The 23711-nt window shown below is 47.8% G+C and carries 21 protein-coding genes; 8 read left to right on the top strand and 13 right to left on the bottom strand.

All coding sequences use genetic code 11. The features are described from left to right. Window positions 1-64 precede the first annotated feature (64 nt). The gene (locus tag A8O23_RS14425) at window positions 65-499 is read right to left on the bottom strand and encodes a PH domain-containing protein (protein WP_066622449.1); all 435 of its coding nucleotides are present in this window, start codon (window positions 497-499) and stop codon (window positions 65-67) included. A gap of 352 nt (window positions 500-851) precedes the next feature. Here A8O23_RS14425 and recJ point away from each other — a divergent pair, with 352 nt between their 5' ends. The 3 genes from recJ to A8O23_RS14410 all read left to right on the top strand — a co-directional run bounded on the left by recJ (window position 852) and on the right by A8O23_RS14410 (window position 6207). After that, the gene (gene recJ, locus A8O23_RS14420) at window positions 852-2564 is read left to right on the top strand and encodes a single-stranded-DNA-specific exonuclease RecJ (RefSeq protein WP_066622447.1); all 1713 of its coding nucleotides are present in this window, start codon (window positions 852-854) and stop codon (window positions 2562-2564) included. A gap of 146 nt (window positions 2565-2710) precedes the next feature. Beyond that, complete coding sequence (locus A8O23_RS14415; RefSeq protein WP_066622445.1) at window positions 2711-5614, top strand: alpha/beta hydrolase family protein; 2904 nt, start codon at window positions 2711-2713, stop codon at window positions 5612-5614. A 257-nt stretch (window positions 5615-5871) separates the two neighbouring features. Further along, window positions 5872-6207, top strand: a complete 336-nt coding sequence (locus tag A8O23_RS14410) for a DUF805 domain-containing protein (protein ID WP_066622444.1) — start codon at window positions 5872-5874, stop codon at window positions 6205-6207. A 99-nt stretch (window positions 6208-6306) separates the two neighbouring features. Here the strand turns inward: A8O23_RS14410 and A8O23_RS14405 are convergent, their stop codons facing one another. Continuing rightward, window positions 6307-6981 (bottom strand): glycoside hydrolase family 25 protein, encoded by a 675-nt coding sequence (locus A8O23_RS14405; RefSeq protein WP_066622632.1) that lies wholly within the window; start codon window positions 6979-6981, stop codon window positions 6307-6309. Between the two features lie 339 nt (window positions 6982-7320). Between A8O23_RS14405 and lptB the strand changes: the two genes are divergently transcribed. The 3 genes from lptB (at window position 7321) to A8O23_RS14390 (ending at window position 10175) form a co-directional block, all read left to right on the top strand. After that, window positions 7321-8052 (top strand): LPS export ABC transporter ATP-binding protein, encoded by a 732-nt coding sequence (gene lptB / locus A8O23_RS14400; protein WP_066622443.1) that lies wholly within the window; start codon window positions 7321-7323, stop codon window positions 8050-8052. A gap of 163 nt (window positions 8053-8215) precedes the next feature. Further along, window positions 8216-8569: a four helix bundle protein gene (locus A8O23_RS14395; RefSeq protein ID WP_066622442.1), complete on the top strand. Its 354-nt coding sequence runs from the start codon at window positions 8216-8218 to the stop codon at window positions 8567-8569. A gap of 121 nt (window positions 8570-8690) precedes the next feature. Beyond that, window positions 8691-10175 (top strand): GH3 auxin-responsive promoter family protein, encoded by a 1485-nt coding sequence (locus A8O23_RS14390; RefSeq protein ID WP_066622441.1) that lies wholly within the window; start codon window positions 8691-8693, stop codon window positions 10173-10175. 37 nt (window positions 10176-10212) lie between these two features. Here A8O23_RS14390 and A8O23_RS14385 read toward each other — a convergent pair whose 3' ends face one another. The 7 genes from A8O23_RS14385 to gltX all read right to left on the bottom strand — a co-directional run bounded on the left by A8O23_RS14385 (window position 10213) and on the right by gltX (window position 16700). Continuing rightward, complete coding sequence (locus tag A8O23_RS14385; RefSeq protein WP_082883075.1) at window positions 10213-11577, bottom strand: GH1 family beta-glucosidase; 1365 nt, start codon at window positions 11575-11577, stop codon at window positions 10213-10215. Next, window positions 11567-12622, bottom strand: a complete 1056-nt coding sequence (locus A8O23_RS14380) for a glycosyltransferase family protein (protein WP_066622439.1) — start codon at window positions 12620-12622, stop codon at window positions 11567-11569. The genes A8O23_RS14385 and A8O23_RS14380 overlap by 11 nt, the downstream gene beginning before the upstream one ends. Beyond that, entirely contained in the window at window positions 12619-12867 is a 249-nt protein-coding gene (locus tag A8O23_RS21915) for a hypothetical protein (RefSeq protein WP_239693411.1), read from the bottom strand. Before A8O23_RS21915 ends, A8O23_RS14380 begins: the two co-directional genes overlap by 4 nt. Further along, on the bottom strand, window positions 12843-13514 hold the full coding sequence (locus A8O23_RS14375) for a UDP-2,3-diacylglucosamine diphosphatase (RefSeq protein WP_239693410.1): 672 nt from the start codon (window positions 13512-13514) through the stop codon (window positions 12843-12845). The genes A8O23_RS21915 and A8O23_RS14375 overlap by 25 nt, the downstream gene beginning before the upstream one ends. Before the next feature lie 302 nt (window positions 13515-13816). Beyond that, window positions 13817-14578, bottom strand: a complete 762-nt coding sequence (locus A8O23_RS14370) for a TIGR00266 family protein (protein ID WP_066622437.1) — start codon at window positions 14576-14578, stop codon at window positions 13817-13819. 9 nt (window positions 14579-14587) lie between these two features. Further along, window positions 14588-14953 (bottom strand): hypothetical protein, encoded by a 366-nt coding sequence (locus A8O23_RS14365; protein ID WP_066622628.1) that lies wholly within the window; start codon window positions 14951-14953, stop codon window positions 14588-14590. A gap of 211 nt (window positions 14954-15164) precedes the next feature. Continuing rightward, the gene (gene gltX / locus A8O23_RS14360; protein ID WP_066622435.1) at window positions 15165-16700 is read right to left on the bottom strand and encodes a glutamate--tRNA ligase; all 1536 of its coding nucleotides are present in this window, start codon (window positions 16698-16700) and stop codon (window positions 15165-15167) included. 188 nt (window positions 16701-16888) lie between these two features. Between gltX and A8O23_RS14355 the strand changes: the two genes are divergently transcribed. Then, window positions 16889-17848 carry a YihY/virulence factor BrkB family protein gene (locus A8O23_RS14355; RefSeq protein ID WP_066622433.1) on the top strand — a complete coding sequence of 320 codons (960 nt, stop codon included), beginning with the start codon at window positions 16889-16891 and terminating at the stop codon, window positions 17846-17848. A gap of 173 nt (window positions 17849-18021) precedes the next feature. Here A8O23_RS14355 and A8O23_RS14350 read toward each other — a convergent pair whose 3' ends face one another. Continuing rightward, window positions 18022-18405 (bottom strand): RidA family protein, encoded by a 384-nt coding sequence (locus A8O23_RS14350; RefSeq protein WP_066622429.1) that lies wholly within the window; start codon window positions 18403-18405, stop codon window positions 18022-18024. Window positions 18406-18452: 47 nt separating this feature from the next. On the opposite strand from A8O23_RS14350, the gene A8O23_RS14345 reads away from it, so the two are divergent. Continuing rightward, window positions 18453-19130 carry a 3-hydroxyacyl-CoA dehydrogenase family protein gene (locus tag A8O23_RS14345; protein WP_066622427.1) on the top strand — a complete coding sequence of 226 codons (678 nt, stop codon included), beginning with the start codon at window positions 18453-18455 and terminating at the stop codon, window positions 19128-19130. Window positions 19131-19240: 110 nt separating this feature from the next. Here A8O23_RS14345 and glmS read toward each other — a convergent pair whose 3' ends face one another. The 3 genes from glmS to A8O23_RS14330 form a co-directional block, all read right to left on the bottom strand. Further along, a complete protein-coding gene (glmS, locus tag A8O23_RS14340) occupies window positions 19241-21079 on the bottom strand; it encodes a glutamine--fructose-6-phosphate transaminase (isomerizing) (RefSeq protein WP_066622426.1) in 1839 nt (612 codons plus the stop codon). Between the two features lie 361 nt (window positions 21080-21440). Further along, on the bottom strand, window positions 21441-22874 hold the full coding sequence (locus tag A8O23_RS14335; protein ID WP_066622423.1) for a DUF4270 family protein: 1434 nt from the start codon (window positions 22872-22874) through the stop codon (window positions 21441-21443). Beyond that, window positions 22858-23661 (bottom strand): glycogen/starch synthase, encoded by an 804-nt coding sequence (locus A8O23_RS14330; RefSeq protein ID WP_066622421.1) that lies wholly within the window; start codon window positions 23659-23661, stop codon window positions 22858-22860. Before A8O23_RS14330 ends, A8O23_RS14335 begins: the two co-directional genes overlap by 17 nt. Window positions 23662-23711 lie beyond the last annotated feature (50 nt).

Genomic DNA, 23711 nt, shown 5'->3' with positions numbered 1-23711 from the left:
CGAAGAAGCCTACAATAACCATGTTCCAACAATAAGACAGGAGCAGCTGGTAAGTTACATAAAATTACTCCACCACAATCTTAGGGTTTACCTGTATCAGCAGCTGCACAAAACGCTCTTTTTCTGTAGGGGAAAAGTAGATTTCATCCCACTTGTTGTAATACAAAATGAGTCCGGCTGTGCCCAGTGCAGGCCGCAGCCCCACCCACAGGTATTTGTTCAGCTGGATTTTTCTGATGCTGTTAATGGGAATGGATCCTCTGAGCGGGCCGCTACGGTAGTGGAGTGTGTTACCTGAAATGCGGTAGTGAGTGCCAAACCAAATCCAGAGCAGCAGACCAACAATCAGGAGGGAGAAAATGAATAGGGTAATTTTCACTGCGGTAGGGCCAGATGCCTGTGCCTCAAACGACAGCGCCACCGCAATAACCACAATAGTACCCCAGACGGCCAGCTTGCTAATCCAGTTTCTGGTAGATGGGAAAACTTCATTTATCATATCTCTATGAATTGAAAGTCTGTCCTTTTTAAACGCAGAGGCCTAGGCCAAAGGTTGTGGTGCTGCCGTGTGCGTGTTTTAGGACTGTTTTCTGAAAATCAAGTCTAAAACGCCTAAGCAAAAAACAGGAACAGAAGGGCCAGAAACAGGAAGAACGACAGGTACATGAGCCCATCTACCAAGCCGTAATCTTTGTACTTGTGGTAAAACTCTTTCAATTTTTTCATGAACAGAAAACGCTAATCAAAGCAATTAATAACAGCCGCAACGTCAACCTTAAAAAGGAGTGTCCGGTTGTAACGCTTATTTCGTATTTTTGCGACCTCTTAGCATAACCAAAGCAGCAGAGCCGATGCAGAAACGATGGGTAGTAAAGGAAGCGCCGGACGCCGCAAAAGTACAGATTATAGTTGATAGCCTTGGTATTGGCCGCACGTTGGCGGGCATTCTCTGCCAGCGGGACATCTGTACCTTTGAGGAGGCAAAGGCTTTTTTTCGCCCCTCGTTAGAAAACCTGCACGACCCGTTTCTGCTTAAAGACATGGACAAGGCCGTAGTCCGGTTGGTTAAGGCTCTGCACCAACAGGAACGCATTATCATTTACGGCGATTATGATGTAGACGGCACCACCTCAGTAGCATTGGTGTACAGTTTTCTGCAGCCCTTCTTCCAAGACCGGATAGAGTATTACATCCCCGACCGTTATTCTGAAGGCTACGGCATTTCCTTTCAGGGAATTGACTATGCCAAAGAAAACGGTTACAGTCTCATTATCTCTCTTGACTGCGGTGTAAAATCCATTGATAAGATTGCGTATGCCAATGAGAAAAGCATAGATTTCATTATCTGCGACCACCATTTGCCCGATGATGAATTGCCCCAGGCTGTAGCCGTGCTAGACGCCAAACGCGCCGACTGCCCGTACCCTTATAAAGAATTGGCTGGCTGTGGCGTGGGATTTAAGTTTATGCAGGCCTTTTGCCTTAGCCAGGGCTTTGACCTGGAGCCGCTTTACCAGTTGTTGGATTTGGTGGTAGTGAGCATTGCCGCTGACATTGTGCCTATTACCGGAGAGAACCGTATTCTGGCGTACCATGGGCTACAGCGCATGAACAGCGGTGGTCTGTTGCGGCCGGGGCTGGAGGCGCTGAAAGAATTGGCTGGTATGCGCTCTGAGCTGGACATCACGCAGATTGTATTCGGATTCGCGCCCCGTATCAACGCGGCAGGCCGTATGGGTGATGCGAAGCGCTCTGTGGCCATGTTGTTGGCTAAAACCAAGGAAGAGGCCTTTACCATAACCCAAGACATAAACCTCTCTAACTCGCAGCGCCGCGGGCACGACACCAGCATCACCAAAGAGGCTCTGCAGATGATTGAGGACGATGAGTTCCTGCGTAGCGCCCGCTCAACCGTGCTGTTCAAAGAAACCTGGCATAAAGGTGTGGTGGGCATTGTGGCTTCTCGCTGCATTGAGAAATATTACCGCCCCACCATTATCCTCACCGAGTCTAACGGAAAAGCAACCGGCTCAGCCCGCTCAGTGCACGGGTTTGATGTACACCAGGCTATTTTGGCTTGTTCTGATTTGCTAGACCAATTTGGGGGCCACATGTACGCCGCCGGTTTAACCATGCCAGTGGAAAACGTACCTGCATTTAGAGAACGGTTTGAGCAGATTGTGTCCAGCACCATTCTGGAGGAACAGCTAGTGCCCTTGGTAGAAATTGATGCGCTGCTGGATTTTCACCAAATCACTCAGAAATTCTTCAACATTCTGAAGCAGATGGAGCCTTTTGGGCCAGGCAACATGGCACCGGTGTTCATGAGCCGCTGCGTGTATGACACCGGCTCTGTGCGGGTGGTAGGAGATTCGCACCTGAAGCTTCGCCTTACCCAAGACGGTGACATTTCATTTGATGCCATTGCGTTCGGCATGGCCGATTTCTACCCGCGCATTCAAAAAGGAATTCCGTTTGATGTTTGCTACTGCGTTGAAGAAAATGTGTTCCGGGGCAATATCACGCTGCAGCTGCGCATCAAGGATATCCGCTTTACGGAATAGCTTTTCTTTTAGAGAGAGTAGCTGTTTTTGCCTTGTTTTTCTAAAATAAGGTCAAAAACAGCGGTTCAGTTGTGGGTAATTCGCATCTGTGGCGCAAATGGTGTATTTTCAACCTACACTAAAGCGCAAACTCAACTTTCTAATCTATGAAATACAAAATCCTTTTGGCGGGGCTGCTGTTCTGTGCCAGCGTATGTACGGCGCAGGCGCAGCAAGCTTCTACCAAAAAGCCCCTCACACATGCCGTGTACGACAGCTGGAAGAGCATTGCCGGCGACTCGCTTAGCAACAACGGCCAATACCTGCTCTTTGCTGTTAACCCGCAGGAGGGCGATGGTGTGCTGCATCTCCGCAACCTGAGCCAGAATACCTCAAAGCAGTTCCCTCGGGGCCAAAAGCAAGCCTTCACCGCCGATAATAGATTTGCCATTTTTCAAATTGAGCCTGCGTACGCGTCTGTCCGGCAGGCCAAGCTGAAAAAGAAGAAGCCCGAAGAAATGCCCAAAGATTCCTTGTCCATTCATGAGCTGGCGAGTGGCAAAACAGAATACGTGGACCGGGTGAAGAGCTACAAACTGCCTAGCAAAAGCGGCGAGTGGCTGGCGTACCAGTTAGAGACGCCTCTGCCTCAAAAGGCTGCCAAAGACACCAGCAAAACCAAAACTACCTCCCCAGCCAAACCAGCCGGTAGGGGAGCCGGTAAAAAAGACGATGGAACCGGGCTGGTGCTCCGCCATTTGCCTACCGGCCAAGAATACCGCTTTGACCGCGTCACCGATTACTTGTTCTCTGAGAAAGGCAACACCCTCTATTTTGTAAAGGCCGAGAAAGATTCTCTGCACAAAGCAGGGGTTTTCGCCTTCAATACTTCGGCTCGCCGCGCCATGCCTGTTGATACCGGCCGTGTGAGCTATAAAAACTTGGCAACTGATAAAAGCGGAGAGCAACTGGCTTTTGTAGCCAGCAACGACAGCACCGGCAAAGACCTGCGCTACTTTCAGCTCCTGCACTGGACCGCAAAGAACAACCGCCTTAAAACATTAGCCGATACCGCCAGCAAAGGCATGCCCGCCAAATATATGGTAAGTGAACACGCCCAGCTAGGCTTCAGCGAGAACGGCGATCGCTTATTTTTCGGCACCTTTCCACGCCCCACGCAGTACGAGAAAGACACCACCAAGCTAGACGAGGAGAAGGTAAATGTTGACGTCTGGACCTACCGTGATCCGCTCATTCAGCCCATGCAGCTTAAGCAGCTGGAGCGGGAGCAGAAGCGGTCTTTTCTGGCGGTGTATGACCTGAAACGAAACCGGATAGTACAGTTGGCCACGCCTGAAATTCCGGATGTGAGCCTGAACCCAGACCGAAACGCAGATGTGGCTCTAGGAAGCAGCAACGTCAATTACCTGCTTAGCGTGGGCTACGATTCGCCCTCTCGGTCTGATGCCTGGCTGATTGACCTGAAAGACGGCAGCCGCCGGTTGGCGGTGAAAGACACCCGAGGCCGCCCAAGGTTATCGCCGGAAGGCAAGTTTCTGTATTGGTACGAGCCCTCTGACAGCTCATGGAAAGCCATGAACGTAAAAGCCAAGGTGCCGGTGAATCTGACCCAAAAGCTGAACGTGGCCTTTTACGATGAGCAGAACGATGTTCCGGCGTTGCCCGATGACTACGGCCTCACCGGCTGGACAAAAGACGATGCTTACCTACTGGTGAACGACCGCTATGATATATGGCGCCTAGACCCAAATGGTAAAGCCGCTGCCGTAAACATAACAGACGGCTATGGCCGCAAAAACAACCTTCGGTTCCGTTACCAGGATTTAGACCCCAGAGAGCGTACTGTACCTGTAGACCAAAAGATTCTGCTCCGCACCCTGGACCTCAAGACCAAGGCTTCTGGTTACTTTACAGATTATGTGACCAAAGCTGGGCAGCCGCAGAAACTTGTGCTGGAACCGTACAGCTTTTCCAGCGTTCGGAAAGCCAAAGACAGCGACCGCCTCACGTTCCGGCGCGGCAGTTTTCAAGAGTACCCAGATGTGTGGGTGACCAATACCAGCTTCAGTAACCCGCAGAAAGTGAGCAATGCCAATCCGCAGCAAAGCGGGTACCTGTGGGGAACCGTGGAGCTGGTGGAATGGACTTCAAACGATGCTATTCCGCTGGAAGGCCTTCTTTTCAAACCTGAGAACTTTGACCCGAAGAAGAAGTACCCCATGCTGGTGTATTTCTATGAGCGAAACGCCGAGACCCTGCACAACTACCGCACCCCGGCTCCCAGCGCCTCAACCATTAACATTCCGCTGTTCGTGAGTCAAGGTTATCTGGTGTTCGTGCCAGACATTGTGTACAAAGACGGGTATCCGGGGCAGAGTGCCTACAACAGCATTATTCCGGGGGTACAGATGTTGGCGGCCAAAGGCTTTGTAGATGAGAAGAACATGGCCATTCAGGGCCAGAGCTGGGGTGGTTATCAGGTAGCCTACCTCATTACGCAGAGCAACTTGTTTAAAGCAGCCATGGCTGGTGCGCCCGTGAGCAATATGACGAGCGCCTACGGCGGAATACGCTGGGAGAGCGGTATGAGCCGTCAATTTCAGTATGAGCGCACTCAAAGCCGCATAGGCGGTACCCTGTGGGAGAAGCCCATGCAGTACATCGAGAATTCGCCGCTATTCTACGCGCCTAAGGTAGAAACCCCGCTGCTCATCATGCACAATGACAATGACGGAGCCGTGCCGTGGTACCAGGGTATTGAGCTGTTCATGGCCCTGCGCCGCCTCAATAAACCTGTCTGGATGCTGGTGTACAACGGCGAGGCACATAACCTCATGCAGCGCAAGAACCGCAAAGACCTCTCTGTGCGTATGTCGCAGTTCTTTGACCATTACTTGAAAGGAGCCCCAGAGCCCGCCTGGATGAAAAAAGGAGTGCCATCGTTGGTGAAAGGCAAGGAATACGGGCTAGAGCTGATTGAAGAGCCCGCAGCTACCACGCCCGCACCTGGCCAGGAGCCGGAGACTCATTCAGCCTCTGAGGAAAAGTAAACCTATTTTAAGCCTGTTTTTCTGAAACCAAACCCAAAACGCTCAACTGCATTTCAGCGGTTGGGCGTTTTGCTGTAAGCAGACTGTGTAGGTTTATGTTGGTTCTGCAGTAAGAATGGCTATTACTTAGTAGCGTATTGCCATTGTTTTCGTAACTTCCGCTACCGGTTGAAAGACAGGAGGAAGGCGCATGCAGCAGCAACTGGTTCTACATCTTGTTCGGCTAGGTTCAATACCAAAAACAACCCTTTATCATTATGTTTAAAAACCCATTTTCATTTAATGGCCGGATCAGACGAACTGAATACGGAGTCAGCTTTATCATTTACGCTGTTCTGTACATGCTCATTTCTTGGGTAGGTAGTACAGAAGGGCTGGAGCTAATTTTCATAGCCAGTTTTCCGCTGGTGTGGTTCTTCTGGGCACAAGGAGCCAAGCGCTGCCATGACAGAGGCAACAGCGGTTGGTACCAACTTATTCCGTTCTATTTCTTCTGGTTGCTTTTTGCCGACGGTGAATTCGGTCCCAATGAATATGGTGATAATCCTAAAGGATTGGGTAATGAAGAAGAAGAGTTGCTGTTCGGCCTATAATAACTGAAAGCTTATACCTGCACTTTCACATATAAAGAACGCCTAGCCATACAAATAGCTAGGCTTTTTTGTTTTTAGCCCCTTTTTACAAAAACAGCCTTAAAACAGTTCTTCCTCTGCCTGAGCCAATTGCTCACTTGGTGCATTGGCAGGAACGCAAAGAGTTTCCAAAGCCGCCATGCCACCGTAGAAGTAGTTCATGTCTACGGCACCGTCTATTCCTCTTAGTCTGCCGCGCTCAGAGTACTGCCAGAAATGCATCTTGTCTTCTGGGTGCGTAGTAGGTTTGGTGTGGTGGTATTTGGCAATCCAGAACGGGTAATCGGTGAAATGCCCTTTCAGCTTGCGGTTGTAATAGGTTTGGTTCGTGTAGATGATGGGCTTTACGCCATAATGCTGTTCAGCTAAGGTAAGCCAGGTACGAATGCCTTCGCGTAATTCTTCATCGGTGATATCTGGGGCAAATGTTTCAATATCTAGTACAGGTGCCAAGTCGCCAGGGCTAAGGGAAACTTGGCTGGTAAAATGATCTACCTGAGCTTTCGCATCTACCCAAGGCAAATAAAAGTGATAGGCTCCTCGCTTGATTCCATGTTTTTGACTCTGTACCCAATTGCGTGCGAAATATGAATCCTTTAGGTAAGCCCCTTCCGTTGCTTTTATAAAAGCGAAGCTAATGTTATCATCTTTCATAGTGTCCCAGTTGATCATCAACTGGTATCTAGATACATCTATTCCACGCAGCAGCTCCGTACTATTTGTATTGGCAGCCATCAGAAGAAAGCTGCTTAAAGAGAAAAAGAAAGGAAGAAAGGCCATTCGGATCGGACCCGAATTGGTAAAGAAATTCATATGCTTAATCAGTTGTAATAAAGGTGGTTAAAAGTTAAGCAGAAAGTGTTACTTTAACAAAATTAATAGGAATGATTAAATAATTTGCCAACACAGTACAAATAGTATTGAGGTGTTGTTCATTAAATATGCAGAATGTCACCTGTATAACGTTCTGGTATAAGTGCGCAGTAAAGAGTGCTGTATTCTTAGTTTATACGGTGCTGATGAGCACACGAACAATTTTTATTCATGTGCGGTTAATTCCCTAATTTTAAGGCGATGATACTACGTTCCGAAAGTCTGTTTAAAAAATATAAGTCGCGCACGGTGGTGAACGACGTGAGTGTGGAAGTAAACCAAGGCGAAATTGTGGGCTTGTTAGGCCCTAACGGAGCCGGGAAAACTACTTCGTTCTACATGATTGTGGGTTTGGTGAAACCTAACTCAGGCCGCATCTACCTAGATCAGGAAGACATTACCCAGTTGCCTATGTATCGTCGCGCTAAAAAAGGCGTGGGCTATCTGGCGCAGGAGGCCTCTGTGTTCCGTGATTTGACCGTGGAAGAAAACATAATGGCTGTGCTGGAAATGACAGATAAGACGAAAGAGGAGCGACACCAGAAGGTGGAGGAGCTGTTAGAAGAATTCTCCCTCACGCACGTGCGCAAGAATAAAGGGGTGGTGCTTTCCGGAGGAGAACGCCGCCGTACAGAAATTGCCCGTGCCTTGGCCGTAGATCCCAGTTTCGTGCTGTTAGACGAGCCTTTTGCCGGAGTAGACCCCATTGCGGTAGAGGAAATTCAGACTATCGTGGCCAAGCTCAAAACCAAGAACATCGGCATCCTGATCACTGACCACAACGTAAACGAGACGCTTTCCATCGTAGACCGAGCTTACCTGCTCTTTGAAGGCAAAATTCTGAAAGCCGGCACCGCCGAAGAACTAGCCGCCGACGAGCAAGTACGCCGCGTTTACTTAGGTAAACACTTCGAGCTGAAAAGGAAAATATAAAACAGTAAACAGTGATCAGTAAACAGTAATTAGGTGTTGCCATAAAATACAAGTTTTCGGTAACGTTAAGAATACTGATAGAATGAATACCCCTTCTTGATATTAAAAATTTGTTTACTGATCACTGTTTACTGATCACTGTTTACTATTTGCTGTAAAAACTATGGAAAACAACCTTTACCAGAAGAGTTATGCGTTTGCGGTAGAAATGGTGCGCCTGTACAAACAAATAAGTGCTGAGAAGAAAGAATACATTTTGTCTAAGCAACTTCTGAGAAGCGGTACTTCTATTGGAGCTAACGTGGCCGAAGCAAATGGCGGCATTTCAATGGCAGATTTCTCTGCGAAAATCTCTGTTGCTTATAAAGAAAGCCTAGAAACCAAATATTGGTTAAACCTATTGAAAGATACAGAGTACATTGAACGGTCCTTAGCCGAAAACCTTATCATGAAAGCAGATGAACTCAGTAAAATCATGTTTAGTATCCTTAAAAAAACGAGAATTGATATCAAATGAGCTTTTTTCTCATAATTGTTAACTAGTACTGTTCACTGCTAACTATTCACTATTCACTGTTTACTGCTAACTGTTCACTGATTTCACCGTGGAAATATTAAATTCGATTGTAACGTGGGTCATGAAGAAGAGGATTCACCAGATAGACCTCTTCCGGAAGTACCCGCATGACGTGCAAAACGAATTGTTTTCTAACCTGCTCCAAACGGCCAAAGGCACTGAATGGGGCAAAAAGTACGGTTACGAAGATAAACTGAGCGTAAAAGAGTTTCAGGAGCGGGTGCCTATTTGCACCTATGAAGACCTATACCCTTGCATTGAGCGGGTCATGCGCGGCGAGCAGAATGTGCTGTGGCCAAGCAAAGTGGAGTGGTTTGCCAAATCATCGGGAACCACCAATGCGCGCAGCAAGTTTATTCCAGTCAGTCCCGAGTCATTAGAGGAATGCCATTACAAAGGGGGCAAAGACATGCTCTCTATCTACACCAACAACTACCCTGAAACCAAAGTCTTCTCCGGCAAAGCACTCTCCATAGGTGGCAGCCATCACCCTAACGACTTCAATTCCAATACCCGCTGCGGCGATATTTCAGCTGTCATCATGCAGAACCTGCCTACTTGGGCCGAGATCATGCGTACGCCTCCGCTTAAGGTGGCCCTCATGGACAAGTGGGAGGAGAAAATTGAGAAGATGGTGGAGATAACGGTAAATGAAAACGTGACCGCCCTTTCTGGCGTGCCCACCTGGACGTACGTGCTCCTGAACCGCATTCTGGAGGTAACAGGCAAGAAGAACATTGCTGAAGTATGGCCTAACCTGGAGCTGTTTACCCACGGAGCCGTTGCCTTTGGCCCCTACCGCCAGCTTTTCAAGAACCTGATCCCGACGGATAAGATGAATTACCTGGAGGTGTACAATGCCTCTGAGGGCTTCTTCGGGATTCAGGACGACCCTAGCCTGTTAGACGAAATGCTGCTCATGCTGGACTATGGCGTTTTCTACGAGTTCATTCCTATGGAGCAGGCAGAGGAGGAAAACCCGCGGGTGCTCACGCTAGACCAGGTGGAAGTAGGCAAAAATTACGCGCTCATCATCTCTACCAACGCCGGCCTGTGGCGCTACAAAATCGGAGACACGGTGAAGTTTACTTCGCTTAGCCCGTACCGCATTAAAATTTCAGGGCGCACCAAGCATTTTATCAATGCCTTCGGTGAAGAAGTAGTAGTGGAGAATGCGGAGTCGGCCATCACTGCGGCCTGTGCCCAAACCGGGGCTACCATTACTAATTTTACCGCGGCGCCTATTTATTTTGAAGGGAAAGAGAAAGGCGGGCACCAGTGGGTGATCGAATTCTCACGGGAGCCTAATGATATAGCTAAGTTTACTCATGTGCTAGACCAGACCCTACGGGAAAACAACTCCGACTATGACGCCAAACGGCAGAAAGACTTAGCCCTGCAGGCACCGCTTATTACCGTGGCACCGGAAGGGGCTTTCCTGAAATGGCTGGAACACAAAGGCAAATTAGGAGGTCAGCACAAAGTACCGCGTCTGGCCAACTCAAGAGAATACATAGAGGAAATACTGCAGGTCAACGGGCTTTAGTAGGTGAGGTAGCTTCTGTAGCGGCAAAGGGAATATTCTACTGTTCAGCCAACATATCACGGTACCAGCGCCCCGATGATTTGACGATGCGCTTCTGCGTTTCATAATCTACATACACCAGCCCGAATCTTGGGTCATACCCTTCAGCCCACTCAAAATTGTCCAGGAAAGACCACACAAAGTAACCCTCTACTTTAGCGCCTTCATGCTTTGCTCGGAGTACTTGCTGGAGATAACTCTGTAAATAGGCAACCCGGTCTGGGTCGTGCACTTTTCCATCTACAACCTGATCTGGAAAAGCAGCTCCGTTTTCTGTGACAATCAGCTTCTTTATTTGCGGGTATTGGCTGTATTGGCGCAGCATGTGGTAAATGCTTTCGGGGTATACTTCCCACTTCATGAGCGTGTGGGGTACTTTTCGTTTGGGAGCAGATACCAGCATGGCCTGTAGGATGGGCGTCAGGAGCGAGTATTTTACAACCTCTCTGGTGTAGTTTTGCACGCCTATAAAATCAAAGTCAAAGGGTAGTAGGTCTTCGTCGCCGGGCTGGTAGTATTTTTCCAGTTTCTTGAGGTACGGCAAATCTCGCGTGGGGTACCCAAGGCCTAAGGCAGGCTCTAAGAATAGACGGTTCAGAAGCGCATCCACTCGTTTAACGGCTTTTTTATCACGAGTTAGCTGGCGGTAAGGCGTGAGGTGCGAGCAAGAGAAAGTGGTGCCAATTTGAGCATCAGGGATTTCGCTACGCAACACCCGGCCACCTTCGGCCTGGCAAAGGGTGGCGTGGTGGGTGGCAGAGAGAAAGTTGCGTAAGCCCCAACGGCCCGGCGCGTGTACTCCTAAAGAATATCCGGCCCCCACAAACACCATTGGCTCGTTCAACACCATCCAGTTTTTGACCCTGTCGCCAAACTTGCTGGCGCAGAGGTGGGCATATTCCCTGAACCAACCTACCACGTCTCTGTTTGTCCAGCCGCCGCGCTTTTCCAGGGCAGCGGGTAAGTCCCAATGGTAGAGCGTGACCCAAGGCGTAATGCCCAGCTCCAGGCAATGGTCAATGAGGCGGTTGTAGAAATCTATGCCTTTAGGGTTGGGCGCACCTATGCCCTGCGGAATGAGGCGGGGCCAGGACAAAGACATCCGGAAATTAGGAATGCGCAGTTCTCGCATCAGAGCCAAATCGTCTTGGTAGCGATGGTAAAACTCGCAGGCGTCCTGTGCGTGATGGCCCTGTTTTATTTTCCGGCTGTTCTGGGTGAATTCATCCCAAATAGACGGGCCCTTGTCATCACAGGCAAAAGCCCCTTCTATTTGGTAAGCGGCGGTGGAAGTTCCCCAGATAAAGTCAGGTCCGAAGGCGGCGCGGGTAAGTTCTGGCATTTCTGCCGAATCAGAGTTCATGGGTAAGCGAAAGTGTTTTAGGCGTGTTTTCCAGGATTTGAGGCAAAAACGCCTGTGGCACGGCATGGTGCTGCACAATCTGGTGAACTAGCTCTTGGGTTTGGTCTGGATATTCTACTGCTACAGGGGTACCATACTCCAGCCAATCCTGAATGGTTGGGAAATGTTTTGATTTTAAGCTCTTAATAACTGTTACCCCTAAATATTTCAGGGCAGCCGCGTTACAGGTTTGCTCATACTGGTTTTTCATGGGGATGACCAGTAATTTCTTTCCTAAGAAGAGCGCCTCAGAGGGAGTGCCGAATCCTGCGGCGCAAATCACCCCCGCGCTGGAGGCTATGCTGTGCAAGAAGGCATCGTTCTGAATGGGGAACACCTGTACATTTCCTTTCTGAAACGGAGTCTTGTTGTGCTTAGAGAAAACCTGCCAGTTCACTTGTGGAAAATGGCTGAAGGTATGCACTAAAGTATCGTCATCATGAGCAGGCAAATACACCGTGTAATGGCCTTGGTTTTGCGGCACCAGTTCCCGCACTTGCTGTCTGATGATAGGTGTAAAGGTATCTTGGTCAAAGCGGGCAAAATGGAAGCCGTACTGTGCTGTGACCGGTGCGTAATTCTTCAGGATTAGCCGGCCCAGCAGGTCGTCTCGTTTTGGGCGGGGTGCATGAGGCGACAGCACCGCGCATTGGTTGCTGAGGCCTATGCAGGGTTTCTTGGCGAAGTAGCAGGCCCAAGCGGTGATAGGTTCAAAGTCAGTGAGCACCAAATCATACTCCTGCACCGGTAGCTGCTTTACCTCTTTGTAAAAGCGCTTAGAGTTAAGCTGAGCAAACGTTTTCTTGAAGTTGATGCCGCCTTTTTTGCCGAAGATAAAGCTCATGCCGCCCAACCGGTACTTCACCGGGAAAGGCAACGTTAAGTCTACCTGGCAACCGCTGACCACTATGTCTACCTCTCCGTATTGTTGCAGTGCCGGTATAATGTCCAGTGCGCGAGTCAGGTGGCCATTGCCTGTGCCTTGTACGCCGTATAGAATTCTCAAGCTCTAAGTTTTAATTGGTTAAACTCCGCTAGCAGGTTCTCAAAAAGCTGGTGATTGGTGAGCAAGCCGTGCAGTTCTTCTGCGCTGTCTCCTTCCTCTTCTGTATTGTCTGCAAGTTCCATTTGTGCCAAAGCCAAAGAATGTTGGTATAGGCTCCACTTGCCTGCGTTGTATTCCAAAGCAGTTAGGTTTTCTACCCAATCGCCGGAGTTCAGGTAAGTTACTTTTCCGTTGAAGGTCTCCATTTCCCGAATCTCGGGCTGGTGAATGTGCCACACACCACATAGTCGTAGCCGTTTTCGGCGGCCAGATCAGCGCAGGTGCTTTCAAAGTTGTTGATGAACTTAACTGCGCTCTTTACCCGGTTCTTAACGCTTTTAGAGAAAGACATTCGGGGGCGGTTGAGCTTTTGGCACCCGTAGTTGACCAAGCGGTTCAGGAGGATGAGGGTGTCATAGCCCACGGCGCCCAGGCGGGCGAGCCATTTAGAATGCTGCATGGTAACGTCAAACACATCGCCGTGGAATACCCAGGCCTTTTGACCGTTACTCAGCTCCAGCACCACTTTGTTCTGTATTTGCAAAGAGCCCAGTTTCATGCCCGCAAACCTGCGAAGCATCTCGTCATGATTGCCGGTAATGTAGTAGACTTTTATCCCCTTGCTCATCAAAGAAAGCAGGTGCCTTACGACCTGCATGTGAGCGGCTGGCCAGTAGTTTTTGCTAAACTGCCAGATATCAATAATATCGCCGTTGAGAATGAGCGTTTTGGGCTTTATGCTTTTCAGGTAAGCCAGCAGCTCTTTGGCGTGACAGCCGTAGGTACCCAGGTGGACATCAGAGATGACCACTACCTCTACTCTTCGTTTCTTCTGCGCTGGGTGTTTAGCCATTAGCGATGAAACTTGAGCGGCGAATACAACGAATGCATTCTGCGGAGCGCCATGGTCGCCACTTTGGCGGTGAGCGCCTGAAACAATTGATGCAGTTTAGCTTTCATAACTTTAGCACGGGTGTTGTACCCTAGTTTCTACGCTAAAATTACTGTCCGTTTGTTTCTATTCTGTTAGGGTTGTGTTGCTAAATTGTTAAGTGTCAGAAGAGTTATGGGTAGGTATGGTTTGAAACGAAAGAAAGCTAGAACTAAATAGCCCGGCATTGCCGGGCTGTAATAAGAGTAGAGAAGTATGTAGCTTTATTCCAGAAAGCTGCTTAAGAGACCGCCTTCTTTGTTCGCATTAGCGCCATTAGGCATAAGTGCCTGAATAAGCTTCTTCACAGGCATAGACTGTATCCAGACACGGCCAGTGCCCCTCAAGGTGGCTAGAAATAAACCTTCGCCACCAAAAACCATAGACTTTAACCCGCCCGCCTGCTGAATATCAAAGTCGATTCCGTTTTCATAGGCCACTACGCAGCCGGTGTCTACACGTAGGGTCTCATTGTGTAGGTGACGCTCTACCACGGTGCCGCCTGCGTGTATAAAGGCCAAACCATCACCGGTGAGGCGTTGCATGATAAAGCCTTCGCCCCCGAAGAAACCTGCGCCCAGCCGGCGGTTAAAGTGCATGGCTACTTTAGTGCCCAGCGCGGCGGCCAAGAAACCATCTTTCTGCACAATCAGTCCGTTGGGAAATTCCGCCAGATTGATTGGCATGATAGTGCCAGGGTAAGGCGCTGAAAAGGCAACCTTGGCTTTGCTGTAGCCGCGGTGGGTAAAGTGCGTCATGAACAGTGATTCGCCGGTGATCATGCGGCTGCCCATGGATACCAGTTTGCCCAAAAAGCCTTGGCTGGGGTTAGAGCCATCTCCCATCTTGGTTTCAAACTGAATGCCGTCTTCCATGTACACCATGGCGCCGGCTTCGGCAATAACTGTTTCCTGTGGGTCTAGCTCTACTTCCAGCACCTGAATGTCTGAGCCGTAGATGCGGTAATCGATTTCGTGTGATCTCATAGGGAAGATTTATTTTTTCTTGGGTTTCCGAGCCGGAAGATCCTCGTCCTCATCAGAGGAGGAGTTATCTTCTTCCTCTTCGTCGTCTAATTTAGTACTTCCCTTGAAAAAATCTTCCTCATTTTCTTCTTCGTCTACATTCTCCTCTATCGGGTACTCTTCTTCCTCCTGCACACGTTTTTTCCCCTGATCACCCACTAACTTTTTGTCGGTCACGTTTCGGTCCAGGAACTCGTTTAACTGGTCTATGTTGAAGTTAGAGGAGATATCGCCCAATGGATTGATCTTGATTTCAAAGCCATCTAGCTCTGGGTGTACCCGCGCCTTTTTATCGGCTTTGCTTTCTTTCTTGTTATCTGATTTTTTCTTTGCCATAGTAGTAGTGTTCTGGTAGAATACTAACCCAGCCTGACAGGCAGAGCTTTTACATCTACTAAAACGGGAAAACGGAACCGAAGGATAAGCAAATGAGCAGAATCCGCAGACAAGTCTGTTCAACGGCTGTTGATGGCGCATAAAAAAAGCGTTTTGGCTCTGTTTTTTGAAAAACAGAGCCAAAACGCTCGAAAAATATAAAGCCAAAGAATTACTTGGCGTACTGTGACAGCCTTTCTACGGCTACTTCAATGCGCCGCTGCGTTTCTTCTTTGCCGATAATTTCAATAATAGCCATTAGGTCCGGACCTGCCTCAACACCTGTTAAAGCTATGCGCAGGGCCTGCATTACCTGACCAATTTTAAGACCGTTCTGCTCAAGTACCTGTAACAGTTGGGCTTTCACGGTGTCGGCGTCAAAATCAGGCAAAGAATCTAATTCGTTCTTGAACTGAATAAAGGCATTGGCGCCAGCGGCAGACCATTTCTTCGCCGCTACTTGCTCATTGTATTCAGTAGGGGCCACAAAGAAATAAGCGGCTTCTTTCCAGAAATCCTGCGGAAACGTCACGCGCTCCTTCATGATGCTCACAATCTTTTCGGCGCGCTCTGGGGTGCAGTCAATTCCTTCAGGTAAGGCGGCTAACAGATACTGGGCTAACTCGGCATCTGGCTTGGCTCTTAGGTACTGCTCATTGTACCAACGGGCTTTCTGAATGTCAAAACGAGTTCCAGATTTACCAATACGTTCAATGCTGAAGGCCTCAATCAGTTCGTCCATAGTGAACAGCTCTTGTTGCGTGCCTGGGTTCCAGCCCAAGAAAGCCAGAAAGTTAACGAAGCCGTCGGCTAAATACCCTGCCTCGCGGTAGCCACTCGATTTTTCACCGGAAACAGGGTCTGTCCAGTTTAGCGGGAACACCGGGAATCCTAACTTGTCACCGTCGCGCTTGCTCAGTTTGCCGTTGCCGTCTGGCTTTAACAATAAAGGCAGGTGAGCAAATTCAGGCATGGTGTCTTCCCAGCCCAGGTAACGGTACAGCAGCACGTGCAGAGGTGCACTTGGCAACCATTCCTCGCCCCTGATCACGTGGGTGATTTCCATGAGGTGGTCATCTACAATATTAGCGAGGTGATACGTAGGCATACCGTCGCTTTTCATCAGAACTTTATCATCAATAGCCGAGGAGTGTACCATAACCCAGCCTCTGATCATGTCTTTCAGACGAATCTCTTCCTTGCGAGGCACCTTCAGGCGGATTACGTACGGATCTCCGCTCTCTAACCGGCGCTTCACCTCATCTTCTGGTAAGGTAAGGGAGTTTTTCATGGTGGCGCGGGTGATGGCGTTGTACTGCGGAGTGGCTACCTTGGCGGCTTTCAGGCGCTCGCGCATTTCGTCCAGTTCCTCGGCGGTGTCAAAGGCATAGTAGGCGTGTCCGGCCTCTACCAGTTGCAGCGCGTACTCCATGTACATGGGCTTGCGCTCAGATTGGCGGTAAGGCGCGTGCGGGCCACCGTGCACCGGGCTTTCATCTAACTTAATGCCGCACCACTCTAAACTATCAAAAATGTATTGCTCGGCGCCAGGCACAAAGCGGGTTTGGTCTGTATCTTCTATGCGCAGCAACATTTTACCGCCCATTTTTTTGGCAAACAGGTAATTATATAGTGCCGTGCGCACGCCGCCGATGTGCAAAGGCCCGGTGGGGCTGGGGGCAAAGCGTACTCGTACTTCTCTAGCCATGTTGTCGTGTGTGTTTAAATCAGGGTGCAAAAGTACGGTATTTCAAGGCTTTGGTAAAGCTTTTAGCATTAATTCCTTAAGAGTACGCTTTATATTCACCTATGGCGGGTAATCTAAGAAAGTATTTGTTTATCAAGCTGTTTAAAACCTGTGGCCTCTAATACGTATGAACATGAAAGTTTTAGCCGATGCAGAAGAACATGGTAAAAGAGGCTTGGGTAATGACCAAGGAAGTTTTTATGGATTTCCTGGACAACAACTCTTTCCAGAAGGGGGCGGCGCTGGCATATTACACTATTTTTGCGCTGCCGCCCATTCTCATTATCATGATCAACACCGCCGGGGCCATATTTGGACGAGAGGCGGTGCGTGGGCAAGTATACCAGCAGCTACGGGACCTGCTAGGCCGCAAAGGCGCCACCGACATTCAAACCATGGTGGAAAACATAAACCAATCTTCTGACTTTACTTGGGCTACGCTGGTAGGGGTTTTTACATTGCTAATAGGAGCCACAGGCGTTTTTGTGTCTTTGCAGGAGTCTCTAAACCAGATTTGGGGTGTAAAGCCGAAGCCCCGCAATGAATACCTGAAGCTGCTCCGCGACCGCCTGCTTTCCTTTGCCATGATACTGGCAATTGTGTTCTTGCTGCTAGTCAGTTTACTGGTGCACGCGGTGTTGGTGGCTGTGACCTCTTTTCTAACAGACAAAGTAGATGAATCTATGCTGCTGCTAACCCAGTTGGTAAATCAGGTGGTGTCTACGGGGGTGGTAGCTTTTCTTTTTGCCTTAATCTATAAGTTCCTGCCCGATGCTAAGATTAGGTGGAGTGATGTTTGGACCGGAGCCGTTGTGACTGCATTGCTTTTTGCTTTGGGTAAATCAATTATAGGGCTTTACTTAGGCAACAGTAACTTCTCAGGCATTTACGGGGCGGCGGGCTCGGTGATTGTAGTGCTTACCTGGGTTTTTTACACTTCGCAGATTATTTTCTTGGGCGCGCAGTTCACCTTGGTGTACGCCCGCCGCTACGGGGCCAATATTTATCCGTCAGATTATGCGGTGCGGGTGATTAATAAAGAAGAAGAAGTAGGTCATGCCCCAGTGAATGAAGATAATGGCCCCAACAAAGCCAAGGCAGAGGAATGAGGAAGGCAATGAGTGAATGAGTGAATATAAAAGTTGTAACAGTCTCAGAATGGCTACTTCTATAAAGTTGCTTTTTCGGCCTGTTTTTCAGAAATCTGGCTAAAAATAGATATAGTCATTCCGCAAATCTGATAATTTTCATTCACTCCTTCACCCATTCACTCCTTCACTCATTAGAATTTCACCGCGATGCAGGAAATCTCTACGTTCACGTCTTTGGGCAGGCGGCTTACTTCCACGGTTTCGCGGGCCGGCGGATTGCTGCTGAAGTAGCTGCCGTAGGTTTCATTTATCGCTCCAAAGTTGCCCAAGTCTTTCACGAAAATGCTGCACTTAACCACGTTGCTGAAATCCATGCCGGCTTCAAGTAAAATAAACTGAAGGTTTTTCATGACCTGGTGCGTTTCGGTTTGTATATCGCCTTGTACCAGTTGGCCTGTGGCCTGATCTAAAGCTATTTGACCAGAGATGTACAAGGTGTTGCCAGCCTGTACGGCTTGGCTGTATGGTCCAATAGGAGCGGGGGCTTGCTTGCTTTCAATGATGTTGGTTGCCATAAGGGAGAAGTTTAATCAGTATCTTTATGCGTTAAAGGTACAGAATTATGAATACATTGGTTTTAGCCACGCCTGAACAGGAAGCAGAATTCAGTCTTAAATTTCCGAATCGGGCCTATATTTTTATACAAGATCCTGCCGAGCTGGAGGTGTGGTTGCCTCAGGCCCAGCTGGTGTTTGACTTTCTCCTGCATGAACAACCCGAGCGCCTGAACCAATACAACAGCGCCGGCAGAGGAGAGAAGCTGATTGTTTTCTGCAATGCGGCTAAACTACAGCTGGCGGCTTTGGCGGCGGCGCACGGACCAGTAAATTTTCATTTGTGCGGTGTGAACGCTCTGCCCACCTTCTTCAACCGCGAAGTGATGGAGGTAAGCGTTTTGCGCGAAGACTCAAAGCGGGAGGTAGATAGAACGTTTGTGTTTCTAGCGTCTTTGTATGAATTAGTAGAAGACCGAGTGGGCATGGTAACACCAAGGGTTATCTGCATGATCATCAACGAGGCTTGCTACACCCTGCAGGAAGGCACCGCTACCCAGGAAGACATTGATCAAGCTATGAAATTGGGTACAAACTATCCTTTCGGTCCGTTTGAGTGGGCAAATAAAATAGGCGTCAAAAATGTTTATGAGGTGCTAGAAGCGGTTTATGAAGACACCAAAGACGAACGCTATAAAATTTGTCCGTTGCTCAAAACCAAGTATCTGAAAGGAGAAGAGTTTTAACTTTTATAAATCTATTTTTAGGCTGTTTTTCTAAAAATACCGCTAAAACAGATGTCAAAAAAAGAGGGAGGCAAACGCCTCCCTCTTTTTGTTTTATTCAATCGTGCTGGTTACTCAACCGTTACAGACTTAGCCAAGTTACGTGGCTGGTCTACATTACAACCGCGCATTACCGCAATGTGGTAGCTCAGTAACTGCAACGGAATGACTGACACCAAAGGCATCAAAGCTTCGTGGGTGCTAGGCACTTCAATGACAAACTCAGCCATTTGAGGGATTACGGTGTCTCCCTCTGAAACAATGGCAATAACACGGCCTTTACGGGCTCTTACTTCCTGAATGTTAGAAACAATTTTCTCATAAGAGCTGTCTTTAGTGGCAATGACCACTACTGGCATGTTCTCATCAATCAGCGCAATAGGCCCGTGCTTCATTTCAGCCGCCGGATACCCCTCTGCGTGAATATAAGAGATCTCTTTCAGTTTGAGGGCGCCTTCCAGAGCAACTGGGAAGTTAAATCCACGGCCTAAGTAAATGAAGTTGGTCGCATCTTTGAAGATCTCAGATATAGCCTGAATTTCATCATCAAGTTGCAAAGCCTTTTCAACTCTGGCAGGAATTTGCTCCATTTCCATCATTAATTGGCGCAAGGCAGAGGCTTCCATGGTGCCTCTCATTTCGGCTAGCATCATAGAGATCAGAGTTAGTACCGTTACTTGGGCTGTAAAAGCCTTGGTACTGGCTACTCCAATTTCCGGACCGGCGTGGGTATAAGCGCCTGCATCTGTTGCGCGGGCAATAGAAGAACCCACTACGTTACACACCCCAAAGATCATGGCACCTTTGGATTTTGCCAGCTCAAGAGCGGCAAGCGTATCTGCGGTTTCTCCTGACTGAGAAATAGCCACTACAATGTCTCCTTCTCTTATGATTGGGTTCCGGTACCTGAACTCAGAAGCGTACTCCACCTCTACCGGTATGCGAGCTAATTCTTCAATAAGATATTCCGCTACCAAGCCGGCATGCCAGGAAGTACCGCAGGCCACAATAATGATACGGTCTGCATTCTTGAAGCGAGTAGCGTACTCTCTTATGCTGGACATGGTCAGCTGAGTGTTTTCAGCCACCAAGCGTCCGCGCATGCTATCAAGAATAGAGCGAGGCTGCTCGTAAATCTCTTTCAGCATGAAGTGAGGGTAACCACCTTTCTCAATAGACTCCAGTTCCATCTCCAGCTTTTGAATATAAGGAGTCTGCACTACGTCCTCTTTGCTGCGGATGTCTAGCTTGCCGTCTCTAATAACAGCAATCTCAAAGTCATTGAGATATACTACCTCATTTGTGTATTCAATGATAGGAGTAGCGTCAGAGGCTAAGAAATACTCCTCTTGGCCCACGCCAATTACTAACGGACTGCCTTTACGGGCGGCTACTAACTGCGTAGGTGAATCATGGGAGATAACTACGATAGCATAGGCGCCTACTACCTCATGTAGTGCAAGGCGTACAGCCTCTGCCAAGCTAACTTTGTTGTTTTCTCTGATGTCCTCAATCAAGTTTACAAAAACCTCAGAGTCTGTATCGCTGTGGAATTCGTAGCCTTTGTTCAGCAAGTGCGTCTTAAGGGCGGCATAGTTTTCAATGATACCATTATGTATAATGGCAATCTTTTTTGAGCTTGAGTAATGGGGGTGAGCATTTGCGTCATTTGGCTCACCGTGGGTAGCCCAACGGGTGTGCCCAATACCAATGTGGCTGCTAGTATCTTGATCACCTATATACTCTTCTAAATCAGCAACTTTACCTTTCTTCTTATAAACCTTGAGGTCGCCTTGGGTTAGTAGGGCAACTCCGGCGCTGTCGTATCCACGGTACTCTAATCTTTTAAGCCCCTTCAGGATAATAGGACAAGCATCACGATGACCTACATAAGCAACAATTCCACACATATTCTTTCCTTAAATTGATAAAAGATTCTACAAAAATAATAGGCTCGTACGTGTTTTATAAGTATAAGTAACGAACTGCTGCAATTAAATTTTTTTAATAATGCTATACGTGTGAATTATGCTGTAACTATTGATGATATTTTATATCATGTTGTATGTTAATTCATTGCAAAATATGCGTTGTGGTAATTTTTGGATCCGCAATTAAAATAATTAAATTTTTTAAAGAAGTTGAGATCTTCTGATTTTGGTAATTTGAGAAGTGGCTGCAAGTGAAGACCAACAGAAGAAGCTATAAAACACTAGCGCTGTCCTTACTTGAAGAACAGGCCGCTAGTGCTGTTGATGTTTCTGCTTTAAACTACTTTGCTACAGAATAAAAAACCCTTAACTGAATTTTACGATTAGGGTCAGTTTGGCTCATGGCTTCTAAAATAGCTTTGTTTACAGTCTGAGCAAAGTTAGTAGGTGTAGACAAGCTAGTTGAGATATTAGAAGGTAACAGAATAAGGCCATGGTTTTCCCGCTTGTTATACAGGAGGTTTTGCATATAGCTGGTAATATTAGCCACGTATACGTAGCCATGGGCACTACCTCTGTACTCTAGTGTGGCAAACTGCGATGTTCCTTCTCTAGGCAGAGCGTTCGGGAAACCATTGGTGCGGGCAATACGGTTAGAGGCTGTTGCTTCTACTATTGTAATAATCGGTGGCAATAACAATGTGTCAGCTTGGTTCTCAACTTTAATAGGTATGATCAATTCAGCTTTGTTAACTGCCAGATCACGTAATTGGCCCGCTCTAGGCTCTCCGGTAGGTATTTTTCTAAAATCAGAAATATGAGGGAAAGAAAGTTTTGTCACCAAACCTGTGCCCGCTTGCAAATACGTAAGGCCATTGGTAGAGCTAGAAGGCAGCGCTTGACCATTAGTAGTTAAAGAAGCAATAGGGGTGTTAGCACGATTGCTTTCAATCCGGTTAAAATTTCTCTCGGTTGGGTAAAAGGTGTAAGACTTTGTCTTGCTATCAGTAGTAGAAGTATAAAACAAAGTCATTTGGCTGTTACCTAAATTTACTCCAAGCACAGCCTTGTTCTGGGCGTTAGGCGCTGGCGCAATTACTAATCCTTTTAAAAGGCTGGAGACAAAAGCCTGCTGCGTTTTAAGAGGTGCCTTGTCAGACTGAGCTAATATTTCATTCGCCAAAGCCATGCCTCCCGCTGTTTGGTCTAATCTGATTCTAACCAGTACCGGATTATTCCTGGTGAGGGTGTCACCCGTTTCAGGATTGGTGGTAACATAGGTAGAACGGGGCCGTGGAGTGAAAGACACAGTACCGATTGGCGTTTGGTTATAATCCAGATCGGTGGTGGTGAAATAAGTAGTTTGATCAGTAAAGCCTTCCGTCAGGCGGTAAACGTTCCAGTTGGCCACCTCCAAGGTGTCTCCAAAATAATAGTCGTAGTCTAGTGACAATACCAGCGAATCAGCGCCATTGTTAGGGTCAAAAGCTACGTTCAGAGAAGAAAGACCAATTTCAGCATAGGTTTTCGCAGAAGTAACACCAAAATTGGCGTCTTCTACTCTGCCTACCTGAGCTCGGGCAGCCCCAAGGGTAATAATAGAATCCTTCAGTAAAACGGTAGAAGCATTTACCGTTGTAGTATCTGTAAAGGTTGTTCCAATTAAAGAGCCTGGGCCTTGTAGTTCAAGGCCTAGTGCCGTAGGGTCTTCACAAGAAGCAAAAAGGAAAGAAGAAAAAAGTGCGGCTACCGCGCTACTAATTCGCCAGTTCATTATACAGGTCAAAGTAAGAATCTAGTATGTTTTCGTCAGAGATAATCTGCTTGGTATTTGTATACTCCTGGAAAAGCGCATTCAAATTATCACTGAAATCTTCATTCGACTTAATGATGAGGTCAGAATATTGCATTCCCATTCTGATGAAGGCACCAAAGTCTCCAGCTCTCAGGTTGCTCAACATCTCGTCTTCAATGTCCAGCATTCTGGCTTTCTCCAGCAAGTCGCCCTCAAACTTATGAGTGAACTCATTGTTGTATACAGAGAAAACAGACTTGGCAGTTTTGAAGATAGGGTCGTTTTTGTAAGTGCTTTTCAGATACAACGGAATCAAGCTAGTCATCCAGTCATTGCAATGCACAATATCAGGGGCCCAGCCTAATTTCTTCACAGTTTCCAATACACCCTTGCAGAAGAAGATGGCACGCTCATCATTATCTGCATGGAATTTATTGTCTTTGTCTACCAAAACGGACTTTCTGTGGAAATAGTCTTCGTTGTCAATAAAATATACCTGAAGCTTGGCATTAGGTATAGAAGCCACCTTGATAATCAGGGGTTTCTCTTCTTCGCCAACGGCAATATTAATACCTGAAAGACGCACAACCTCGTGTAAACGGTTCTTGCGCTCGTTGATCAGTCCAAATCTTGGAACAAAAATACGTACTTCCATTCCGCGTTCTTGCATTGCCTGTGGCAACATCCTCAAGAATTCTGCTACTTTTGTGGTCTGCAGAAAGGGGTCAATCTCGGTGGCTGCGTATAAAATTCTCAATTTAGACATAGGTTGAAATGTGTTAAATAGGAAATGGCAATAGTAATTGCGAAACGCAA

It is taken from the genome of Rufibacter roseus, assembly GCF_001647285.1.
Lineage (GTDB): Bacteria > Bacteroidota > Bacteroidia > Cytophagales > Hymenobacteraceae > Nibribacter > Nibribacter roseus.
The sequence above is the reverse complement of the archived record's forward strand: the minus strand, read 5'-3'. Positions and strand labels throughout refer to the sequence as shown.

Bases quoted from the DNA above. Each gene is read 5' to 3' on its own strand.
- A8O23_RS14425 (WP_066622449.1), bottom strand. From the start codon at position 499: ATGATAAATGAAGTTTTCCCATCTACCAGAAACTGGATTAGCAAGCTG.
- recJ (WP_066622447.1), top strand. From the start codon at position 852: ATGCAGAAACGATGGGTAGTAAAGGAAGCGCCGGACGCCGCAAAAGTA.
- A8O23_RS14415 (WP_066622445.1), top strand. From the start codon at position 2,711: ATGAAATACAAAATCCTTTTGGCGGGGCTGCTGTTCTGTGCCAGCGTA.
- A8O23_RS14410 (WP_066622444.1), top strand. From the start codon at position 5,872: ATGTTTAAAAACCCATTTTCATTTAATGGCCGGATCAGACGAACTGAA.
- A8O23_RS14405 (WP_066622632.1), bottom strand. From the start codon at position 6,981: ATGGCTGCCAATACAAATAGTACGGAGCTGCTGCGTGGAATAGATGTA.
- lptB (WP_066622443.1), top strand. From the start codon at position 7,321: ATGATACTACGTTCCGAAAGTCTGTTTAAAAAATATAAGTCGCGCACG.
- A8O23_RS14395 (WP_066622442.1), top strand. From the start codon at position 8,216: ATGGAAAACAACCTTTACCAGAAGAGTTATGCGTTTGCGGTAGAAATG.
- A8O23_RS14390 (WP_066622441.1), top strand. From the start codon at position 8,691: ATGAAGAAGAGGATTCACCAGATAGACCTCTTCCGGAAGTACCCGCAT.
- A8O23_RS14385 (WP_082883075.1), bottom strand. From the start codon at position 11,577: ATGAACTCTGATTCGGCAGAAATGCCAGAACTTACCCGCGCCGCCTTC.
- A8O23_RS21915 (WP_239693411.1), bottom strand. From the start codon at position 12,867: ATGGAGACCTTCAACGGAAAAGTAACTTACCTGAACTCCGGCGATTGG.
- A8O23_RS14375 (WP_239693410.1), bottom strand. From the start codon at position 13,514: ATGGCTAAACACCCAGCGCAGAAGAAACGAAGAGTAGAGGTAGTGGTC.
- A8O23_RS14370 (WP_066622437.1), bottom strand. From the start codon at position 14,578: ATGAGATCACACGAAATCGATTACCGCATCTACGGCTCAGACATTCAG.
- A8O23_RS14365 (WP_066622628.1), bottom strand. From the start codon at position 14,953: ATGGCAAAGAAAAAATCAGATAACAAGAAAGAAAGCAAAGCCGATAAA.
- gltX (WP_066622435.1), bottom strand. From the start codon at position 16,700: ATGGCTAGAGAAGTACGAGTACGCTTTGCCCCCAGCCCCACCGGGCCT.
- A8O23_RS14355 (WP_066622433.1), top strand. From the start codon at position 16,889: ATGCAGAAGAACATGGTAAAAGAGGCTTGGGTAATGACCAAGGAAGTT.
- A8O23_RS14350 (WP_066622429.1), bottom strand. From the start codon at position 18,405: ATGGCAACCAACATCATTGAAAGCAAGCAAGCCCCCGCTCCTATTGGA.
- A8O23_RS14345 (WP_066622427.1), top strand. From the start codon at position 18,453: ATGAATACATTGGTTTTAGCCACGCCTGAACAGGAAGCAGAATTCAGT.
- glmS (WP_066622426.1), bottom strand. From the start codon at position 21,079: ATGTGTGGAATTGTTGCTTATGTAGGTCATCGTGATGCTTGTCCTATT.
- A8O23_RS14335 (WP_066622423.1), bottom strand. From the start codon at position 22,874: ATGAACTGGCGAATTAGTAGCGCGGTAGCCGCACTTTTTTCTTCTTTC.
- A8O23_RS14330 (WP_066622421.1), bottom strand. From the start codon at position 23,661: ATGTCTAAATTGAGAATTTTATACGCAGCCACCGAGATTGACCCCTTT.